Source organism: Bartonella sp. OT172YNZD, assembly GCF_042193725.1.
Taxonomy (GTDB): domain Bacteria; phylum Pseudomonadota; class Alphaproteobacteria; order Rhizobiales; family Rhizobiaceae; genus Bartonella; species Bartonella grahamii_A.
Map to the genome: position 1 here is coordinate 48,162 of NZ_JBHILZ010000012.1, position 17,317 is coordinate 65,478.

A 17,317-nucleotide genomic window follows, 5' to 3' on the forward strand; every position below is an offset into this window, starting at 1 on the left:
GTGACAGATTCCTTAAGGCGAAACACCATGAATGAGTGATTCGGGAAGCTCTTGTCCAAAGGCGCGTTGATAAAATTCTGCAACAGTGGCTCGTTCGAGTTCATCACATTTATTGAGAAAGGTTAATCGAAAGGCAAAGCCGACATCTTGAAAAATTGTTGTATTTTCTGCCCAAGTAATGACGGTACGTGGACTCATTACAGTTGAAAGATCTCCATTGATAAAAGATTGGCGTACCATATCAGCAACATGAACCATTTGTGAAATTGTCTTTTTTCCTTCAGCCGTTTGAAAAGATTTGACCTTCGAACAAATAATATTAACCTCTTTATCATGGGGTAAATAATTGAGTATCGTAACAATAGACCAGCGGTCCATTTGAGCTTGATTGATCTGTTGGGTACCATGATAGAGACCGGTTGTATCACCAAGACCAATGGTGTTTGCTGTTGCAAAAAGACGAAAGGCTGGATGTGGAGAGATGACACGGCTTTGATCAAGTAAGCTTAGTTTTCCAGAGGTTTCAAGAACGCGTTGGATGACAAACATAACATCGGGACGTCCCGCGTCATATTCGTCAAAAACAAGAGCAATATTATTTTGATAAGCCCATGGCAAAATGCCTTCTTTAAATTCAGTGATTTGTAAGCCATCTTTTAAAACGATAGCGTCTTTTCCTACAAGATCGATACGACTTACATGACTATCAAGATTAATGCGAAGACAAGGCCAGTTGAGACGTGCAGCAACTTGTTCAATATGCGTTGATTTCCCTGTACCGTGATAGCCAGAAACCATTACACGACGGTTAAAGGTAAAACCTGCGAGAATCGCTAAAGTTGTTTGTTGATCAAAAAGGTAATCAGGATCGATATCAGGAACATGGGAACTTTTTGTGCTAAAAGCAGGGATTTCCATATCTGTTTTAATATGAAATAGATCGCGAGCACAAAGTGTAATATCGGGCAAATTTTCAACGGTAAGATTTGTCATTGTGTTTTTGGAAGGGAGAGGACACTATTTATTCATTAGAAAACGATACAAGAGTTAGAGCATTTATGCAATGCTCTATAACGAGAGCCTTAGATACGAAGGAAGATTTTTTACGTATTCTATAATGTTTTGCAAAAAAAATAATATCTTACGCAAATAATGATGGTTTAAATGAAAATAGACTCATATAAGCCCGTGCTTTTAGCACAAACCAGACTTTTTTAGCAAATTATAAGCATTTAAAACATCACGAAAGCGCTCTTCTGAAGCACGATTACCACCATTGGAATCAGGATGGTGCTTTTTTACCAACTCTTTATATTTCATTTTGATGTCTTCTGCTGAAGCGTTTGCATGTAGTTCCAGTGTATCAAAAGCTTTTGCTTCTAAGGGCTTTAATTTTCTTGAGAAATTATTGCTTGAATGCCGCTCAGTAAAAAGCGTGAAGGGATCGCGCATGCGATTTTGATAGGCAGCTGTTCCAGAGCGAATCTTTGCATAATTAGCAGCTGTTTTTTTCGATGTACCATTGCTCAGATCTGTAGGCCATGTCGGACGATGTCCTGTGAGAGCATCCTTTTGAAATTTTGCGATATCTTTATTGCTAAGACCAGAGAAGTAATTAAAATTTTTATTATATGCGCGTACGTGTTCAATACAAAAATATAAATATTGTCCTTCGTGATTTCGACCTGCTGGTGCTTTATGGGAGCCTGTTTTTTCACAACCTTCCCACTGACACTGTTGCGCTTCTGGCTCAGCTTTTTGTTTTTTATTTGAGCTTATGCGAATTGAATCGAATAATTTAGATGTTATTGTCATGTTCTTGGTTTATGCAAAATTGATTAATTTTACAAGAATTGACTTTTGAAAAATTTGTTTTCACACTTATTTTATTATGAAAAAGGTGTATTTTTGCACGTTCATTTTGTTTGAGGAATGAAAAATGTTTATAGAAACAATAATCAAGAGAAAGCTTCAGGATGCTTTTCATCCGCAAAAGCTTGAAGTGATTAACGAAAGTCATCTTCATGAGGGGCATCCTCATAATGAACATGCTTTTGATGGTAAAGGAGAAACACATTTTCGAGTGAAAATTTTATCTTCTTCTTTTTCCAATATGACACGCCTAGAAATACATCGAGCGATTTATAAAGCTTTACAAGAAGAGTTAGCTACTTGTGTCCATGCTTTGGCACTTGAGGTTGAAACACTCTAATTTTTTTGATGAGACGTTTTTAGGAACGGGGATGGGCCTTTTGATAAATTTTTAACAAATGGTCTGTATCGACATGGGTATAGATTTGTGTGGTCGAAAGGCTAGCGTGCCCAAGAAGTTCTTGAATCGTGCGTAAATCTCCTCCCCGTGATAAAAGATGGGTGGCAAAAGAATGGCGCAGTGTGTGAGGCGTTGCAGTTTCTGGTAAACCAAGGCTTGCTCGTAAGTTGCGTACAGTTTTCTGAATAATGGCGGGCTGCAGGGGACCGCCTCGTGCTCCGCGAAATATGGGTTGGTTATCCACTAAAGGATATGGGCAACATTTGAGATAATTTTGTACAGCTTCGTAAACAATTTTGATGATAGGAACAAGGCGTGTTTTGCCGCCTTTCCCTGTTATAAATAAACTTGTTTTTTCAGAATCCGAAAATTGTTCTGGTGTGAGGCTTAAGGCTTCTGATATTCGCATTCCACAGCCATAGAGAAGCATGAGAACAGCCGCATTACGAGCGCTAATCCAAGGTTCATTTTCTAGCTGGTTTTCTTGTTTGACTATGTGAAGTGCTGATTTGATCGCTAAAGGTTTTGGAAGCGATTTTGGGTGTTTGGGGCTTCGGATAAGTTGAGCCGCGGGAACATTGACGGTTCCTTCGCGTGATAGGTACTTGAAAAAAGAACGTATACCTGCCACTCCGCGGCTTAAAGAGCGAGCACTTATATTGTTTGTACGCCGATAAGCAAGATAAGCACGCAAGTCACTAATGCGTAAATGAGCGAGATCTGTAAGGGTTGGTGTATGGCTTAAGTGTTGACAGAGAAAAGACAAAAATTGCCGCGTATCACGTTCATAGGCTTGCACTGTTTGTGCCGACATACGACGTGTTTGGATGAGACACTCTAACCAATTTTTCCTTGCGTTTAAAATTGCATGGTCTGCTGGAATGAGAGGAATATTTTTATCTTTTCTCTTGTCGTTTTTAATAGGCATTATCTAGTTGAGGATTTCTTTCTTTTTAGATTTTTCATCATTAGAATAACCATTCTTGTTTTGGGGTTGCTCTTCACGATTGATAAGTTGCTTTTCACCTTTGAGAGAGAGTATTTTTAAGAGATTGTGCGTTGACATCAAATGCGCAAAAATTAATCCTAAAAAGCCATTTTTATGAAGTTTGGCAAGTTGGCTTGCTGATAATTTATTCAATTTTTCTTCATCAACAACCCAAAAATGTTCCAACTGCGCTGAGAGACCTTTATCGTTTTTCACATTGATGGATTTTTGACTTAGAAGATCCATTTCTACAAGAGCATCAATAAACTCAGAGGTTTTCTCCATAGCGATTTTAAAACTTTCAAGAAAACGAATACGTTCTTCCATAAAAGGAGAAATAGAGCCGTCGGAATTAAAAAGTTCTGTTCCTGCAACTTCATTAAACATACCTGACTGTTGATCAAAGCAAACAGAAAGTTCTTTTTCATTGCTAATTTGTGCCAGAACAAAAGGATAGCGACGGACAAAAGCAGGGACATAAGTATTGGTTTTCCAACTTTTATCAGAAGCGATATAGTCATTTTCGTCATTAGAAAGACCGACAAGAGCCGCGGATGTATAGTGCCGTTTTTTTTGTTCATCTTCGGCGCACATAAATAAAATAGGATAGTCTAGTGCTGCTTGAAAATACTCAGTACTTGCTAAAGGAATCCAGTGAGTATCCTTGGCAAAAGACATATCACTTGGAGGAGCAAATTTTAGATTTTTATGGGAAACTTTATTGATTGGCGTGATATCTTTGTAAAATAGCATAATATTTGCCATAAGACTTTCTCCTTTATTAATTTGTTTTTGTTACCAAGAAAGGTCTTTTAGAAGATTGTCTCATATGGCAACAAGATTGAATAGAAAACTATAAGATTGAAGGATTCATTTTTGAGAGATAATATTTTTTCATGAAGTATAATAAAGAAAAGCTTAAAAATAAAGTCTATCTTGCCATTATTGGTATACCTCATGGTATAAAAGGAGATGTTTTTGTTAAAATTTTAAGTGCTGAGCCGCAGCGTTTCAAGTCTTACAGCACTCTTTATGATGATATGGGGCGTTCTTATGAAATTGTAACTCTTCGCATACAAAAAAATAAGGCGATTGTACGTTTTAAAGGGGTAGAAAATCGTAATGTTGCTGAGTCTTTAAAAGGTATTCGCCTCTATGTGATGCGTGATCAATTAATTGATGATTTGAGAGAGGATGAATTTTATCAAGTTGATTTAATAGGCTTGCGTGTTCAAGATCGTGGGGGAAAAGTTTTGGGTGGAGTGTGTGGTTTCTTTAATTTCGGAGCTGGTGATTTGCTTGAAATACGTTTGAATACGGGTAAAAGAGTTCTTATTCCCTTTAGTAAGGCGGCGGTACCAGAAATTTGTATGGATTCTTGTTTTCTTGTTGTTGATCCCATGGCAGCAGGTTTAAGTGATGGGGGAGACAATGATAAAAAGGAAATAGCTTGAATCTAAAATAAAGATGAGGGTAAAAAATAACCGATGAATTTCGTCAATAAAAAGTGGGAAGTGTGGAAATATTAAAAATGCATTTTTGAGCAGATATTGTAAGCACTTTATCTCGAAATAGTCCTGAATTTTTAGAGTCTTTTTTTAGCACAAGTATTTAGAAGGATCGTATTGAATATGGCGCAGATCAAGGAGATTTAGATTAACGCCATAGCGTTAAAAGGTCTTGTTTGTGATATTTTAGCTATTATTTAGAGTCTGTTTAAGAAAATAAGGATGAGAAATAAAATGAAGTTTCAGGCGCGCGTTTTAACCCTTTATCCTGAAATGTTTCCTGGTTTTTTAGGGTATTCTTTAGCAGGGCAAGCTTTAGAGCGCGGAATTTGGTCACTGGAGACGGTACAGATTAGGGATTTTGCTTTGGATAAACACCATAGCGTTGATGATACACCTGCTGGTGGAGGGGCTGGTATGGTAATGCGGGCGGATGTATTGGCGGCTGCTCTTGATTGCTGTCCACAGGATTCGCCAAGATTGTTGATGAGTCCACGTGGGCGCCCTTTTGACCAAGCTTACGCGCATAGCTTGGCTCGTGATACGGGTGTAACGTTAGTTTGTGGACGTTTTGAAGGGGTTGATGAGCGAGTCATAGAAGCACGAAAATTAGAAGAAGTCTCTATTGGTGATTATATTCTTTCAGGGGGTGAAACAGCCGCATTGGTTATTTTAGATGCTATTATACGTCTTCTACCTGGAGTGATGGGGAATGCAGCTTCTGCAAAGTGTGAAAGTTTTGAAAATGGCTTGCTAGAACATCCGCAATATACACGCCCTTCTTTTTTCGAAGGGCGGGGTATCCCGCCTGTATTGCTCTCAGGTCATCACAAAGCGATCGCAGATTGGCGTCAAAGGCAAGCCGAATTGTTAACACGTCAACGTCGCCCTGATCTTTATGCGCGTTATGATAAAAATCATCAGAAAACTTGATTCATATGATAAGGTGGTGTATTGCATGGCTCTCTTTTTAGAGAGTTTTTTATAAAAGGTTTTCTGTAGTTCCAAAATTAAAATGAAGGAATGGTGTATTCGCTCCTGTGTAAGGCATAGCCTAAAGAGCTTCTTATTCTTAATAAAGGCTTTTTTGGTAAGAGTTGAGCGCTCTGACTGTTCGATAAAGAACATGAAGGATAAAAGAAATGAATATTATCGCACAACTTGAAGCTGAACAATGTGCAAAAATTGAAGAAAAACGCCAATTTCCAGCCTTTCAGCCAGGAGATACAGTCCGTGTCATGGTGCGTGTGACGGAAGGTACCCGGACGCGTGTTCAGGCTTATGAAGGTGTTTGTATTGCGCGTTCAGGCGGTGGGTTGAATGAGACTTTTACAGTACGCAAAATTTCTTATGGTGAAGGGGTGGAACGGGTGTTTCCTGTTTATTCCCCGTTGATTGAAGGCGTTGAGCTGGTGCGCCGTGGTAAAGTGCGCCGTGCAAAACTCTATTATCTTCGTGGTTTGAGAGGTAAAGCTGCGCGTATCGCTGAAAAGAGAGATTATCGGAAAAAAGCTGAAAAGGTTGTTGAGAAAGTAGAAGCAGCAGCTGTAAGCACAGATGTTGAAAAGCAAGTTGCTGAGTAAAGATTATATCAGCTAAACTTTATGCAAAAGCGGCTTTTATGCCGTTTATTTGTGTTTTTCGTGATTCGTTTTGTCTTTTAAAAGGCTTGGAGGGGACATAAAAATGTTTAATCTATCAATTTTTGCTTCTTTTTATTCTTAATAATGGGTGATTAGATATCATTGCATATCTCGTGGAGACTCAAAAGGGTAAGTTTAATTTGAAAAAATGCCTATTTATATTTGAGAAAAGATGTTAGACCTTTGACGTGAAGATAAAATTGTATTAGATTAAAGCGAGTATTGCGGATTATATCCGTGGAAAAATCGGTTTTTTTTATGCGTGACCTTTAATCCGTTATTTGAGACAACCGACCTGTGATATTGGTATCTTAAGATGCCAAACAAGTAAAAACGAGATAATATATTTAGTCGTTTTATGCGGACTTTCTCGTTCATTGCGGTTGCAGTAAAAACCAGGTCAGGATATTTTATGACAGAGACAACTAGGATAAAAGAGCGCCCTCGTTCCCCTCATATAGGTATTTATCGTTGGACAATTACTATGGCTATGTCTATTGCGCATCGCGTTACGGGTATGGCACTTTATGTTGGAATGGTCTTTCTTGCTGTTTGGTTAATTGCTATTGCATGTGGGGAGGAGGCATTCAGAACGGTTCATGAGATTTATAGTTCTTGGTTTGGATTGTGTATCTTGTTTCTTTATACTTTGGCAGGGATTCATCACATGGTTGGTGGTATTCGCCACATCGTTTGGGATATGATGCCTTGCCTTTTGGCAAAAGAAAAGGCAACAGTCACTGCTTGGGCGACAGTGTTTATTTCCCTTATTGTTACTTTTGTAATTTGGATTATTGGATATAGCGTTGTTTAGCTGGGGTGAAAAGAGATATGAAAAAAGACTTTCGAACGGAACTTGGAAAAGTACGGGGGCATGGGAGTGCTCATGAAGGAACAGAGCATTTTTGGCTACAGCGTTTGACTGGGCTTGTCAATCTGCCGCTTTTGATATTTTTTATTGTTCTTATTCTTTCGCTTGTGGGCAAAGATTATAGTATTGTGCGTGCACGGCTTGCACATCCTGTTGTGGCTATTTTGATGGGATTGATGACTTTTTCAGTCCTTTATCATATGAAACTTGGTATGCAAGTGGTGATTGAAGATTATATTCCACGTGAAGGTTTCCGGATATTCTTTTTGACGTTAAATATTTCATTTTGTTTTCTCATAGGTGGTGTCATTATTTTTTCTCTTTTGAAAATTGCATTAGGGGGTTAAACAAGTATGGCGGATACAGGATCATCTCTGGGCGCTAAAGCAGGTAACGCCCCTTATCGCACTGTAGATCATAAATTTGATGTTGTTGTTGTTGGGGCAGGTGGTGCAGGATTACGTGCAACACTTGGTATGGCGGAACAAGGATTAAAGACAGCTTGTATCACGAAGGTTTTTCCGACTCGTTCACACACGGTTGCAGCACAAGGGGGGATTGCTGCATCGCTTTCAAATATGGGACCTGACAATTGGCAGTGGCATTTATATGATACCGTGAAAGGTTCTGATTGGTTGGGTGATACCGATGCAATGGAGTATTTGGTGCGTAATGCACCTGCTGCTGTTTACGAATTAGAACATTATGGCGTTCCTTTTTCGCGGACGCAAGAAGGCAAAATTTATCAACGTCCTTTTGGTGGACATACGACACAATTTGGTGAAGGTCCCCCTGTTCAACGTACTTGCGCAGCAGCTGATCGTACAGGTCATGCCATTTTGCATACGCTTTATGGACAAAGCTTAAGGCATAATGCGCAATTTTTTATTGAATATTTTGCACTCGATCTCATCATGACAGATGGGGTTTGTACGGGGGTTGTGGCATGGAATCTTGATGATGGTACAATACATCGTTTTTCGTCCAAAATGGTTGTTCTTGCAACCGGTGGTTATGGACGAGCTTATTTTTCCGCGACATCGGCGCATACCTGTACGGGTGATGGTGGTGGAATGATCGCACGTGCTGGATTGCCACTTCAGGATATGGAGTTTGTGCAATTCCATCCTACAGGGATTTACGGTTCTGGCTGCTTAATTACAGAAGGAGCTCGTGGTGAAGGAGGCTATTTAATCAATTCTGAAGGTGAGCGCTTTATGGAGCGCTATGCACCTTCCTTTAAAGATTTGGCTTCACGTGACTTGGTTTCGCGTTGTATCACACTTGAAATTCGTGAAGGACGTGGCGTTGGACCTAAGAAGGACCATGTTTATTTGGTTCTCAACCATATTGATCCTGCAATCTTGCACGAGCGTTTACCGGGAATTTCAGAATCAGCACGGATTTTTGCAGGTGTGGATGTAACAAAAGAGCCTATCCCCATCTTGCCAACGGTTCATTATAATATGGGTGGGATTCCTACCAATTACTACGGGGAAGTTCTCAATCCAACGGCTGATTCGCCTGATCGTATTCAACCAGGGCTGATGGCGGTAGGAGAAGCAGGGTGTGCTTCTGTTCATGGGGCTAATCGTTTGGGGTCCAATTCATTAATTGATCTTGTGGTGTTTGGTCGTGCTGCTGCCATTCGCGCGGGTGAAGTTATTGATCGGAATGCAGAAATTCCACCCCTCAATGAAGAAGCTGTTGACGAAATTATAGCGCGTTTTGATCGTATACGTTTTGCACAAGGGGCGATACCGGCAGCTCTATTGCGTGAAAAAATGCAACGCACGATGCAAGAAGATGCGGCAGTATTCCGTACAGAAGATTCTTTGAAACAAGGATGTCAACGGATGAATAAAATCTGGGGGGAATTGTCTGACCTCAAAGTCACAGATCGTTCTCTGATATGGAATTCTGATTTGGTTGAAACATTAGAGCTTGAAAATCTCATGGCGAATGCAATCATGACTGTTCATTCTGCGGAAGCCCGTTTAGAAAGCCGTGGCGCTCATGCTCGTGAAGATTATCCAGAGCGTGATGATAAAAACTGGCGTAAACATACGCTTTCACATTTGTCAAAAGAGGGTAAGGTGACATTATCATATCGACCTGTCCATGTGGATCCGTTAACATCTGAAGCTGATGGTGGGATCGATTTAAAGCGCATTGCACCTAAAAAACGGATTTATTAAGGGGAGACACGAATTATGGTACAAATTAAGCTTCCCAAAAACTCTCAAGTAAAACCGGGGAAGGTTTGGCCTAAACCTGAAGGTGCTACGCAACTGACAGAATTTCATGTTTACCGTTGGTCGCCTGATGATGAGAGTAATCCTCGTCTGGATACTTATTACGTAGATCGTTCTGCTTGTGGTCCAATGATTCTTGATGGGCTTTTGTTTATTAAAAACCATATTGATCCAACTTTAACACTTCGTCGATCTTGCCGTGAAGGCATTTGTGGTTCATGTGCGATGAATATTGATGGAACCAATACATTGGCTTGTACCAAAGGGATGGATGATGTAAAACACCCCATTAAAGTCTATCCTTTGCCTTCTATGCCTGTTGTTAAAGATTTGGTTCCTGACTTGAAGCGCTTTTATGCGCAACACCGAGTCATTGAGCCTTGGTTGCAAACAGTTTCTCCTGAACCTGCAAAAGAATGGTTACAAAGTCACTCCGATCGCCAAAAAATCAATGGCCTTTATGAGTGTATTTTGTGTGCGTGTTGTCAGACTTCATGTCCAAGTTATTGGTGGAACGGTGATCGTTATTTGGGCCCCGCTGTTTTGCTTCAAGCTTATCGCTGGATTGCGGATTCACGTGATGAAATGTGTGGTGAACGTCTTGATAATTTAGAAGATCCTTTCCGCCTTTATCGTTGCCATACGATTATGAATTGTGCACAAACTTGTCCAAAGGGATTAAATCCAGCGAAAGCAATTGCTGAAATTAAAAAACTCATGGTTGAACGCCGCCTTTGAAAATTTACTGATTGATGAAAATAAAGAGCAAGGTAGAAAATTGTATCTCCTTTTAGCAATTAAATCTCTAAAAGAAGATCGGCTGCTTATGAGGGTGTAGTAGCTGTAATCATTCTAAAAGCGAAGTAATTCCTAAAAATTAAGCAATCTTTGCAATGGCTGAGCAGAAAACTCATAGTTGAATATTATCTTTGAAAATTGACCAATTAACGAACAGTAAAAAGAAAAACAGAAAATTGTACGCGTTTTTACCTCTTGAGGTTTAATCTTTAAAATTTATTGGTCTCTATGAGGCGGTTACCATAGTTATTATAGCCTTTAAAAAGGCATTAGTCTTTCGGGTAAACTATACTTTAAATAGCATTATATGTAAAAATAATAGAATCAATATGCCATATGTTTTATTTTTATTAAATTCGTATCAGAATTTGAACTTTAATACATATTAAATTAATCATTTTTTATAAAAAATATAACTCTGTATAAATACAGCACAAAAAATAAATGCTGATACAAATATTATAAGGCATGTAAATCATTCATATGAAATAAAAAGGAGTGATCATTATTACAATTCGTCATTTTACGATACGTTTATTATAATATAGAAAACATTGCTAATATTCAGGGATTAGGAATTTTTGATAAAATTATTATATATATTTAAAGGGCATATTTTTTATTTTAAAGATTGGGTTTTTAATCGCATTAAAAAAACAAAATTTATAGTTCTCAAAAAATGGAGAACGTAAAATCCCTATCTATTGTAGAGATAGATCATATACTTAAGGGGGGCAGTAATTTAAAACTATTGTAACGTCATAGATTTAAATTCATTAAAGAGTAGATAAGACGTTTGAAAAAATATAAAATTTATAGGTTCGTTTGAGTTGAATGAATTCAATCATCAAAGAAAAAATGTTGTATTTTGATGAGTTTCGTAGGTTTTGATTTTATATGTTTTTATCTATAAAAAATAGAGATTTCTAGGTTTAGGTCTTATTTATTATGTTAGGGTATTTCACTTTTTCTTGTATATATGCTTAAGAAAGTTGTTTAAGCAGTAAAAGTGTTGTTTATTTTATTTTTCAACATAAAAGATATTTCTTAACATGAAAGAGAGGTTTCCAAGTATTAACGGTATAATCAGTCATTGTTTTGGTATTTATTCTAGTGTGCCGTAAAACATTATCGTATTTAGGATGTGGTAATTAAAGTGGTTAGAAGGTGAAATCTGCTGGGCGAGGAGGTGGATAATTTTCAGATCAGTGCGTGTTAAGAAGCTTCGTCTTTTGAGGTGTGATAGGTGGAGTCTGTTAGCCAATTACATAAACTAGAGCGAAATCTACGTGGACAGGTTTTTAGTCTAATCTCTCTTAATATATTGTGATAGGAAATTTACCTTAATAAGGATCACGACCGGTTGCAGAAAAAAGAAATCATTGCGAAAAAACAAGCGTGCTTGTTTTAAAATTTTTAATGCTTTTGATCATAAGGCACGTGAAAATCTCCTGTAGTATCACGCAGACCTTGTTATATTCTCGAGCCAAGAATTGTCCATATATCCCCTTCAATCTGATTTTTACGAATTGATGCAAGAGATGGGTACGAACACCTGTAAGAATAAGCAGACGCAAAGTCAGTTGTATCATTATTGTTGCTTTGCAGAGTGTTTAACAAAAATCTTAAACATTTCTCCAATTCATTGCCGGTTTATTAATGATTTATGGCGTTGTTTTTCTAAAAGAGCTTTTGCTGTTGCAGCTTTTACCTACCAGATGAGAGTTAAGAGTATTACGTATCTCTCTGTTTGCGTAATTTCTGAAATCGGTATACAGCCTCCTAATTTGGGAGGAATATGAAGCTGTAAAGGTGCAAACCAGTTTCCGTTTTTGCTGTCATTTTTTAGTTCAGTTTTATGCTTTTCAAAAGCGTCTAGAGTAATGTCTTTTAAATAATAGAGATTACGCATTGCTTCACGCTTTTGTTTCTCTCGTTCTTTAATAAGATCACAACCCTTATGCAAAACAGAATGCTCCCAATAAAATACACTTGGCTTGTCAATTTACGCGCTTGTTTTTAAGAAACCTTTTTTTAAGGTGCCCAAGTTCATTTGGCAACAGAGCTCGTGGATGGTATAATGGTAAAGCCCCGATGAATAATATAAAATTTATAGAGCATCTCCATCTTTACATTTTATAAAGGAGCAAGTTGGGCGCCATTAGACACTTTTCCAACTCCCAATGTTACGACAGTTTTTGGCATTTTGGACGGTTTATAAGAGGCATTTTTAGTGCTTTTTTACAGTTTCATTCTACACGGCTTTATTCGCTTGTAATATGCAAGAGACATGGTTTTGGTTAATAAACAGCTTTGAAATGAGAGAATCCTACGGTACTAAGATTTTTTACCTAACATGCAAAATAATGAACACCCTTTATAAATTAATGTGATACATCTTAAGAAGTGGGATTTTAGATCTGTGCTTTTAGGAATTTTCGCTTTTTGAGATGCAGAGAAGAGAGCAGGAATATTCAGAGTAGAGCTTACCTGTGTTAGTCTATGGATATCGTCTGATGGGGACATAAGCCACGTGATATGGTTAGTAAAGCTTGCTTAAGAGAAATTTGGTTGTTTACGAACAGCCGGAGGTTAAGAATCTTTCTTCGTCCGAAGAAGACGTCGATATGCCACTATACTTTTTATTACCAGATAGAATGTGGTTTATGGGTGCTAAATCGAAATGATAGTTTATTTCATATGAGGTTTTCCGTATCTGGAGATTGTTTAGTTAAAAAACATATTTATTAATCACTTGAAAATAGCACTTAGAATTTTTCAACGATAAGTTTTGGTCTTGATGCCGATAATTATTTGTGATGATCGAAAGTACTCATTTTACGAAACTTTCATTGAAAGGCGAATGAAAATTTATTCTTTTCTTTTGTTAACATATTTATTTTGTAGCTATTTTTTTGCATCAAACATACTTTTTCAAAAGATAAATGGAAAGAATGATCAAAGGTAAGAGAATAGAGAGAGCCTTATATATAATTTGATTTTCTCTTAAAAGTTGTTTTCTATTAGCTTTTTTCTTCTTTTATTCATGAAGAGTGTAGAAAATGCATTGGAGAAGCAAAGAGAATAGGAAAAGTTAAATAAATAGCCGTAACAATTAGTTACGGCTATTTATTGTTTTTATCCATATTACCGAGAGGGGAAGCTCCCCTTAAGCGATTTTTGATTTAGCAAAAATCGGGTCGTAAAAGATTTCAGAGAGTTTTCTATCTTTAAAGAACAACACTACGTCAACTGTTGTATAGAGAACGATTTTTATCATTTCTAACTCGAGTTGCCGGCCAACTTCTGACCTTTTAATCAAGGTGGCACATCGTTCAAATGTCTGCAAAGCGCTGTTGGCATGAGTTGTTGTAATCGATCCAGGATGACCAGTGTTAAGTGAATTGAGATATTCCCATGCTTCATTACCTCGCAATTCAGCGAGAAAAATTCTGTCGGGCGACTGACGCATACACGCATCTAGGCATTCTTCAGCTGAAACACGGCCTACATTGTTACCATAAATCATATGTACATGATTGGGATGATTGGGTAGGAAAAGCTCATGAACATCTTCAATTGTGATAATACGCTCCTCTACAGGGACCTTTTCAATTAAAGAGCGAGCAAATGTTGTTTTACCAGATCCTGTCTTGCCTGCAATAATAATGTTGCGTTTGTGAAAGACGCATTCTTGTAAAAATTCAAGAATTTTTCCATCACGTTTATGTTGCAAAAGTTGAACTTCAAATGGCTCCAATCGTGTGAAGTCCTGCTTCGACAACAAGTTATTTGCTTCTTTTTCCGAAGGTTTGTTAAAACTTACGTCGGAGAAATCATCAAACGCACCCTCTTCTTTGAGTTCTTCTAATGTCTTAACTATAAGAGAATGTTTACGAATTACAAAGGAAAGAGCACCATCGGTGACAGCTGGTGTTTGTATAATTGTACCACGTTGTCCACCAGGCAATAGCACATAATTAATACTTTTGGGAGCCATACCGTTATAGACGATAATAGCTGTAATAAGCGTTTGCAAAAAAGTGGTTGTTAACTCTGGTACACTATGTACTTGCCAACCCTTCAAGCTTTTCGTCCATACTTCACAGGGACGGCAAATCGATAATTCAGTGATCTTGGGATCTTCTAAGAAACAATCAAGCGGTTGTAGAAGCTGAAAAACTGCTTGATCTTTCTGTATAGGGTTAACGTGTGACAAGACTGTAGACATCGCTGAAATCCAGATCACGAGCAACAAAAATATTTACTCGCTCGCCTTGGTTTTTGTAAAGTGTTGGTGTGATATTGATGGAATTTTGAAGAACATCGATTGCTATAGATTCAGCATTCTGAGCACCTTTATTTTGTGAGTTCTCTTTATTTTCGTTGCTGATTTTACTAACTTTTCCTCTTACCCATTCTCCTAAATCACCGATTATGCTTACCATAATTGCACTACCAAATCTCTCCCAAAAGTGTCTGTCAACCCAGCCACCAATACCCGCTTCACCCAGAGGACCTGTGCCGGGTGAGTCAAGATTGACAACAACACCAGAAGGCGTTTCGATGCGTAACCATTGCACAAACACACGCGTTTGTCCTTGTTGTATACCACTTTGGTAAAAACCAACGACTTTAGAACCACGGTCAAGCAAAACAACACGACCACTTGTGGAATAAACATCGCGTGTTAAATGACATGTCGTCATTCCGGGTTGTGATGTAATGATCTTTGTTTCTAACGTGCAATCTATTTGCGTTCCTTGCGTAATCAAAAAGTCACGGTTACGAAGTTGCACCGCATGTGATTGACCTAAACGCACGGGTTGAAGGTTATCAAATAATACGCCACTACCTCTATCATTATTCGATGCTTTATTATTTGTATCTGTAGATCCTTCGCTACCACCGCTGTTAAGGCTAGAACTGAGCATACGTTTGCGTGCTAATTCTTCAGAATCTTGGAGCATATGTGGAGGAATGGCTGTTTGAAGAAGCTTACTCAAGGCCGGTGGAATATCTAAGCTTGAATCTTCTATTTGTGTTGATTTTTCTGCTTCTTCTACAATCTTTGGCTCTTCTATAATCCGAGGGACATAGTTTGGTATAATTTGCTGTACTATTTGTTGTGGTTTTTCTTCCTCAACTTCCACGGTATTACGCATTTTAAAAGCTTTCCAAGTCAAGGCAATCGGTATTGCTACTATGACAATAAGTCCTACCATTAACAATGCACGGGTACCTGGAATTGTCGGACGACGTACAGAACCTAGCTCCGACCCTCCATAGGTACCTTCAATATGTTTTTGCTCGACGTTGTCCAGTTTTGTACCTTTTCCCTCTCCTTCCTTATTGTCAAACATCATTTTCCTCCTTTATTGATACGATAAACCACCGAAGATACTGTCCCTGTTGTGTTTGGTACGCCATTGGGGTCATAGGCTTCATTAAAAACAGCTAGAGCGCGTTTACCAAGCCGTATGAGCCATTTAGGATTGACCTTATGAACGGCGATAATATCATTAGAACTGCCGATAACGGTGCGTGGTATTAAGCTTTCATTTCCTTCAGCATCTACAACATAAATCGATGGCATATCCATGTTAGCGGGAAATTTGAAGTAAGTAATACGCCCATTGTCCCAAGCATTTATCGGAGCAATATCTTGGTGACCGCTCATGGTATAACTGAGATTATAGCCTTTTACGCTTTGGTGAAAACCACGTTCAATCGCAAGGCGTCGGTTGTTTTCTTCTGACTTTTCATCGTTTGAATCGGGATAATGGAAAGCCAATTCATATGTTGATCCTGCACGGTCATTTCGAAATTGTAGTCGGAATTTGTAACTCCGTTTGTCAGTTACAACGATGAGATTGGTATTGGCAAGTTCTGCTTTTGGTTTAATAAAAATATGCCGCCCTTTATGAGCAAAGGCATAGGCTTCTGAATCGCCAAAGGCATGAGTGATATACTGTTCACCTTCTTCAAGAATAATATGTGTTGCCACACCAAGAACTGTTTCAATTTGAACCACATCAGCTTCGTTATATGTTATATAGCGAATGCGGTGATCATATTGTGAATTTGATGGACTTTTGAGCGCCTGCACAGGTACCGTATAAAGAGAAGAAAACGAAGACAATAGAACAACGAACGCAAGTTTTTTCATAACAATCAATTCCTTAATCATTCAACAGTATTTCTGGGTCAGAACGGTAACTTGTTACTTGAAAACCAAGGGGGTTAAGCAATCGATCAGATGATTTCATGGGTGCACCGACATAGGTGTAACCAATTGTGGCAATCTGGTGCTGTTTTGGTCCAATAGCAGCACCGTTGCTGTCAAGTTGCTGAGTCGTAAAACGTACAGTTGCTTGACCGAGTCCATTAGGCTGGATTGATCGTACTTTAACTGTGATACGTGCTTTGTTGGAAAGCACTTTGTCCCGTGCATTTTCTCCATCATAGATTTTATAATATTCTTGTTGAACAGATGCCGAACTTAAAAGTGCTGTTGTGTCATAGTTCAGTTGAATGGTATCGTAGTCGTAAGTTTCGCGGTTAAGCACATATTGGTTTAGCCAATATCTATCTACAACTTCACCATAGCTGGTTTCGTGTTCACGCATGATTGAGATAACATCAACTGCACCCGTCGTATTATCAACACGCAATACTAAGGGAGTTGGAGCTGGTTGAGAAAATCCAACGACTCCACATATCATACCGAATAAGCCAAAAAGACCAACAGTACTCGCTACACGCCACGCCGTTCTGCGCGACCTTATAAATTCATTGATAAGATCACGTTCTAAGCCACGGCTTTCTTCATAATAATTGCTAAGTTGTTCGGCTTTTACTGGTTTTGCTTGTTTTGTTTTCATCTGTCTTCTCGCTTGATTTCGGGAGGGATTGTTTTATTAATAGGCACACGGTTCCTATCATTGGGCTGTTTTAGCTTTGGTGCTAATGCACAAGCTGA

General features: G+C 38.4%; 18 protein-coding genes. 8 read left to right on the forward strand and 10 right to left on the reverse strand.

The window, feature by feature from the left end; all coding sequences use genetic code 11:
* Nucleotides 1–12: 12 nt before the first annotated feature.
* Nucleotides 13–993, reverse strand: a complete 981-nt coding sequence (gene cobS, locus ACFIJS_RS06645; RefSeq protein WP_375650775.1) for a cobaltochelatase subunit CobS — start codon at nucleotides 991–993, stop codon at nucleotides 13–15.
* Nucleotides 994–1,194: 201 nt separating this feature from the next.
* Nucleotides 1,195–1,815, reverse strand: a complete 621-nt coding sequence (locus ACFIJS_RS06650; RefSeq protein ID WP_375650776.1) for a J domain-containing protein — start codon at nucleotides 1,813–1,815, stop codon at nucleotides 1,195–1,197.
* A gap of 124 nt (nucleotides 1,816–1,939) precedes the next feature.
* On the opposite strand from ACFIJS_RS06650, the gene ACFIJS_RS06655 reads away from it, so the two are divergent.
* Nucleotides 1,940–2,212, forward strand: a complete 273-nt coding sequence (locus ACFIJS_RS06655; protein ID WP_375650778.1) for a BolA family protein — start codon at nucleotides 1,940–1,942, stop codon at nucleotides 2,210–2,212.
* A 19-nt stretch (nucleotides 2,213–2,231) separates the two neighbouring features.
* Here the strand turns inward: ACFIJS_RS06655 and ACFIJS_RS06660 are convergent, their stop codons facing one another.
* Both ACFIJS_RS06660 and ACFIJS_RS06665 read right to left on the reverse strand, forming a co-directional pair.
* Nucleotides 2,232–3,200: a tyrosine recombinase XerC gene (locus ACFIJS_RS06660; RefSeq protein WP_375650779.1), complete on the reverse strand. Its 969-nt coding sequence runs from the start codon at nucleotides 3,198–3,200 to the stop codon at nucleotides 2,232–2,234.
* A 3-nt stretch (nucleotides 3,201–3,203) separates the two neighbouring features.
* Nucleotides 3,204–4,025 carry a SapC family protein gene (locus ACFIJS_RS06665; protein WP_375650781.1) on the reverse strand — a complete coding sequence of 274 codons (822 nt, stop codon included), beginning with the start codon at nucleotides 4,023–4,025 and terminating at the stop codon, nucleotides 3,204–3,206.
* A 131-nt stretch (nucleotides 4,026–4,156) separates the two neighbouring features.
* On the opposite strand from ACFIJS_RS06665, the gene rimM reads away from it, so the two are divergent.
* From rimM to ACFIJS_RS06700, 7 genes are all read left to right on the forward strand, one after another.
* Nucleotides 4,157–4,714: a ribosome maturation factor RimM gene (gene rimM, locus ACFIJS_RS06670; protein ID WP_375650782.1), complete on the forward strand. Its 558-nt coding sequence runs from the start codon at nucleotides 4,157–4,159 to the stop codon at nucleotides 4,712–4,714.
* 288 nt (nucleotides 4,715–5,002) lie between these two features.
* Entirely contained in the window at nucleotides 5,003–5,701 is a 699-nt protein-coding gene (trmD, locus tag ACFIJS_RS06675; RefSeq protein WP_375650783.1) for a tRNA (guanosine(37)-N1)-methyltransferase TrmD, read from the forward strand.
* A gap of 209 nt (nucleotides 5,702–5,910) precedes the next feature.
* Nucleotides 5,911–6,351 carry a 50S ribosomal protein L19 gene (rplS, locus tag ACFIJS_RS06680; RefSeq protein ID WP_375635295.1) on the forward strand — a complete coding sequence of 147 codons (441 nt, stop codon included), beginning with the start codon at nucleotides 5,911–5,913 and terminating at the stop codon, nucleotides 6,349–6,351.
* Nucleotides 6,352–6,823: 472 nt separating this feature from the next.
* Nucleotides 6,824–7,225, forward strand: a complete 402-nt coding sequence (gene sdhC, locus ACFIJS_RS06685; RefSeq protein WP_375650785.1) for a succinate dehydrogenase, cytochrome b556 subunit — start codon at nucleotides 6,824–6,826, stop codon at nucleotides 7,223–7,225.
* 17 nt (nucleotides 7,226–7,242) lie between these two features.
* Nucleotides 7,243–7,629 carry a succinate dehydrogenase, hydrophobic membrane anchor protein gene (gene sdhD, locus ACFIJS_RS06690; RefSeq protein ID WP_375624899.1) on the forward strand — a complete coding sequence of 129 codons (387 nt, stop codon included), beginning with the start codon at nucleotides 7,243–7,245 and terminating at the stop codon, nucleotides 7,627–7,629.
* Nucleotides 7,630–7,635: 6 nt separating this feature from the next.
* Nucleotides 7,636–9,480, forward strand: a complete 1,845-nt coding sequence (gene sdhA, locus ACFIJS_RS06695; protein ID WP_375650787.1) for a succinate dehydrogenase flavoprotein subunit — start codon at nucleotides 7,636–7,638, stop codon at nucleotides 9,478–9,480.
* Nucleotides 9,481–9,495: 15 nt separating this feature from the next.
* A complete protein-coding gene (locus ACFIJS_RS06700; RefSeq protein WP_375650788.1) occupies nucleotides 9,496–10,275 on the forward strand; it encodes a succinate dehydrogenase iron-sulfur subunit in 780 nt (259 codons plus the stop codon).
* Nucleotides 10,276–12,046: 1,771 nt separating this feature from the next.
* Here ACFIJS_RS06700 and ACFIJS_RS06705 read toward each other — a convergent pair.
* The 6 genes from ACFIJS_RS06705 to ACFIJS_RS06730 all read right to left on the reverse strand — a co-directional run.
* The gene (locus ACFIJS_RS06705; protein WP_375650789.1) at nucleotides 12,047–12,301 is read right to left on the reverse strand and encodes a hypothetical protein; all 255 of its coding nucleotides are present in this window, start codon (nucleotides 12,299–12,301) and stop codon (nucleotides 12,047–12,049) included.
* A 1,203-nt stretch (nucleotides 12,302–13,504) separates the two neighbouring features.
* Complete coding sequence (gene virB11 / locus ACFIJS_RS06710; RefSeq protein WP_375650790.1) at nucleotides 13,505–14,566, reverse strand: P-type DNA transfer ATPase VirB11; 1,062 nt, start codon at nucleotides 14,564–14,566, stop codon at nucleotides 13,505–13,507.
* Nucleotides 14,541–15,698 carry a type IV secretion system protein VirB10 gene (gene virB10 / locus ACFIJS_RS06715; RefSeq protein ID WP_375650799.1) on the reverse strand — a complete coding sequence of 386 codons (1,158 nt, stop codon included), beginning with the start codon at nucleotides 15,696–15,698 and terminating at the stop codon, nucleotides 14,541–14,543. Before virB10 ends, virB11 begins: the two co-directional genes overlap by 26 nt.
* Nucleotides 15,698–16,504: a P-type conjugative transfer protein VirB9 gene (gene virB9 / locus ACFIJS_RS06720; protein WP_375635291.1), complete on the reverse strand. Its 807-nt coding sequence runs from the start codon at nucleotides 16,502–16,504 to the stop codon at nucleotides 15,698–15,700. Before virB9 ends, virB10 begins: the two co-directional genes overlap by 1 nt.
* 13 nt (nucleotides 16,505–16,517) lie before the next feature.
* The gene (locus ACFIJS_RS06725) at nucleotides 16,518–17,219 is read right to left on the reverse strand and encodes a virB8 family protein (protein ID WP_375650791.1); all 702 of its coding nucleotides are present in this window, start codon (nucleotides 17,217–17,219) and stop codon (nucleotides 16,518–16,520) included.
* Nucleotides 17,216–17,317, reverse strand: a 102-nt coding sequence (locus ACFIJS_RS06730; RefSeq protein WP_375650800.1) for a TrwH protein, incomplete at its 5' end; no start/stop codon positions are given. The genes ACFIJS_RS06725 and ACFIJS_RS06730, both read right to left, overlap by 4 nt.

Excerpts from the sequence above, each read along its gene's own strand:
- cobS (WP_375650775.1), bottom strand. The coding sequence starts at position 993 with ATGACAAATCTTACCGTTGAAAATTTGCCCGATATTACACTTTGTGCT.
- ACFIJS_RS06650 (WP_375650776.1), bottom strand. The coding sequence starts at position 1,815 with ATGACAATAACATCTAAATTATTCGATTCAATTCGCATAAGCTCAAAT.
- ACFIJS_RS06655 (WP_375650778.1), top strand. The coding sequence starts at position 1,940 with ATGTTTATAGAAACAATAATCAAGAGAAAGCTTCAGGATGCTTTTCAT.
- ACFIJS_RS06660 (WP_375650779.1), bottom strand. The coding sequence starts at position 3,200 with ATGCCTATTAAAAACGACAAGAGAAAAGATAAAAATATTCCTCTCATT.
- ACFIJS_RS06665 (WP_375650781.1), bottom strand. The coding sequence starts at position 4,025 with ATGGCAAATATTATGCTATTTTACAAAGATATCACGCCAATCAATAAA.
- rimM (WP_375650782.1), top strand. The coding sequence starts at position 4,157 with ATGAAGTATAATAAAGAAAAGCTTAAAAATAAAGTCTATCTTGCCATT.
- trmD (WP_375650783.1), top strand. The coding sequence starts at position 5,003 with ATGAAGTTTCAGGCGCGCGTTTTAACCCTTTATCCTGAAATGTTTCCT.
- rplS (WP_375635295.1), top strand. The coding sequence starts at position 5,911 with ATGAATATTATCGCACAACTTGAAGCTGAACAATGTGCAAAAATTGAA.
- sdhC (WP_375650785.1), top strand. The coding sequence starts at position 6,824 with ATGACAGAGACAACTAGGATAAAAGAGCGCCCTCGTTCCCCTCATATA.
- sdhD (WP_375624899.1), top strand. The coding sequence starts at position 7,243 with ATGAAAAAAGACTTTCGAACGGAACTTGGAAAAGTACGGGGGCATGGG.
- sdhA (WP_375650787.1), top strand. The coding sequence starts at position 7,636 with ATGGCGGATACAGGATCATCTCTGGGCGCTAAAGCAGGTAACGCCCCT.
- ACFIJS_RS06700 (WP_375650788.1), top strand. The coding sequence starts at position 9,496 with ATGGTACAAATTAAGCTTCCCAAAAACTCTCAAGTAAAACCGGGGAAG.
- virB11 (WP_375650790.1), bottom strand. The coding sequence starts at position 14,566 with ATGTCTACAGTCTTGTCACACGTTAACCCTATACAGAAAGATCAAGCA.
- virB10 (WP_375650799.1), bottom strand. The coding sequence starts at position 15,698 with ATGTTTGACAATAAGGAAGGAGAGGGAAAAGGTACAAAACTGGACAAC.
- virB9 (WP_375635291.1), bottom strand. The coding sequence starts at position 16,504 with ATGAAAAAACTTGCGTTCGTTGTTCTATTGTCTTCGTTTTCTTCTCTT.
- ACFIJS_RS06725 (WP_375650791.1), bottom strand. The coding sequence starts at position 17,219 with ATGAAAACAAAACAAGCAAAACCAGTAAAAGCCGAACAACTTAGCAAT.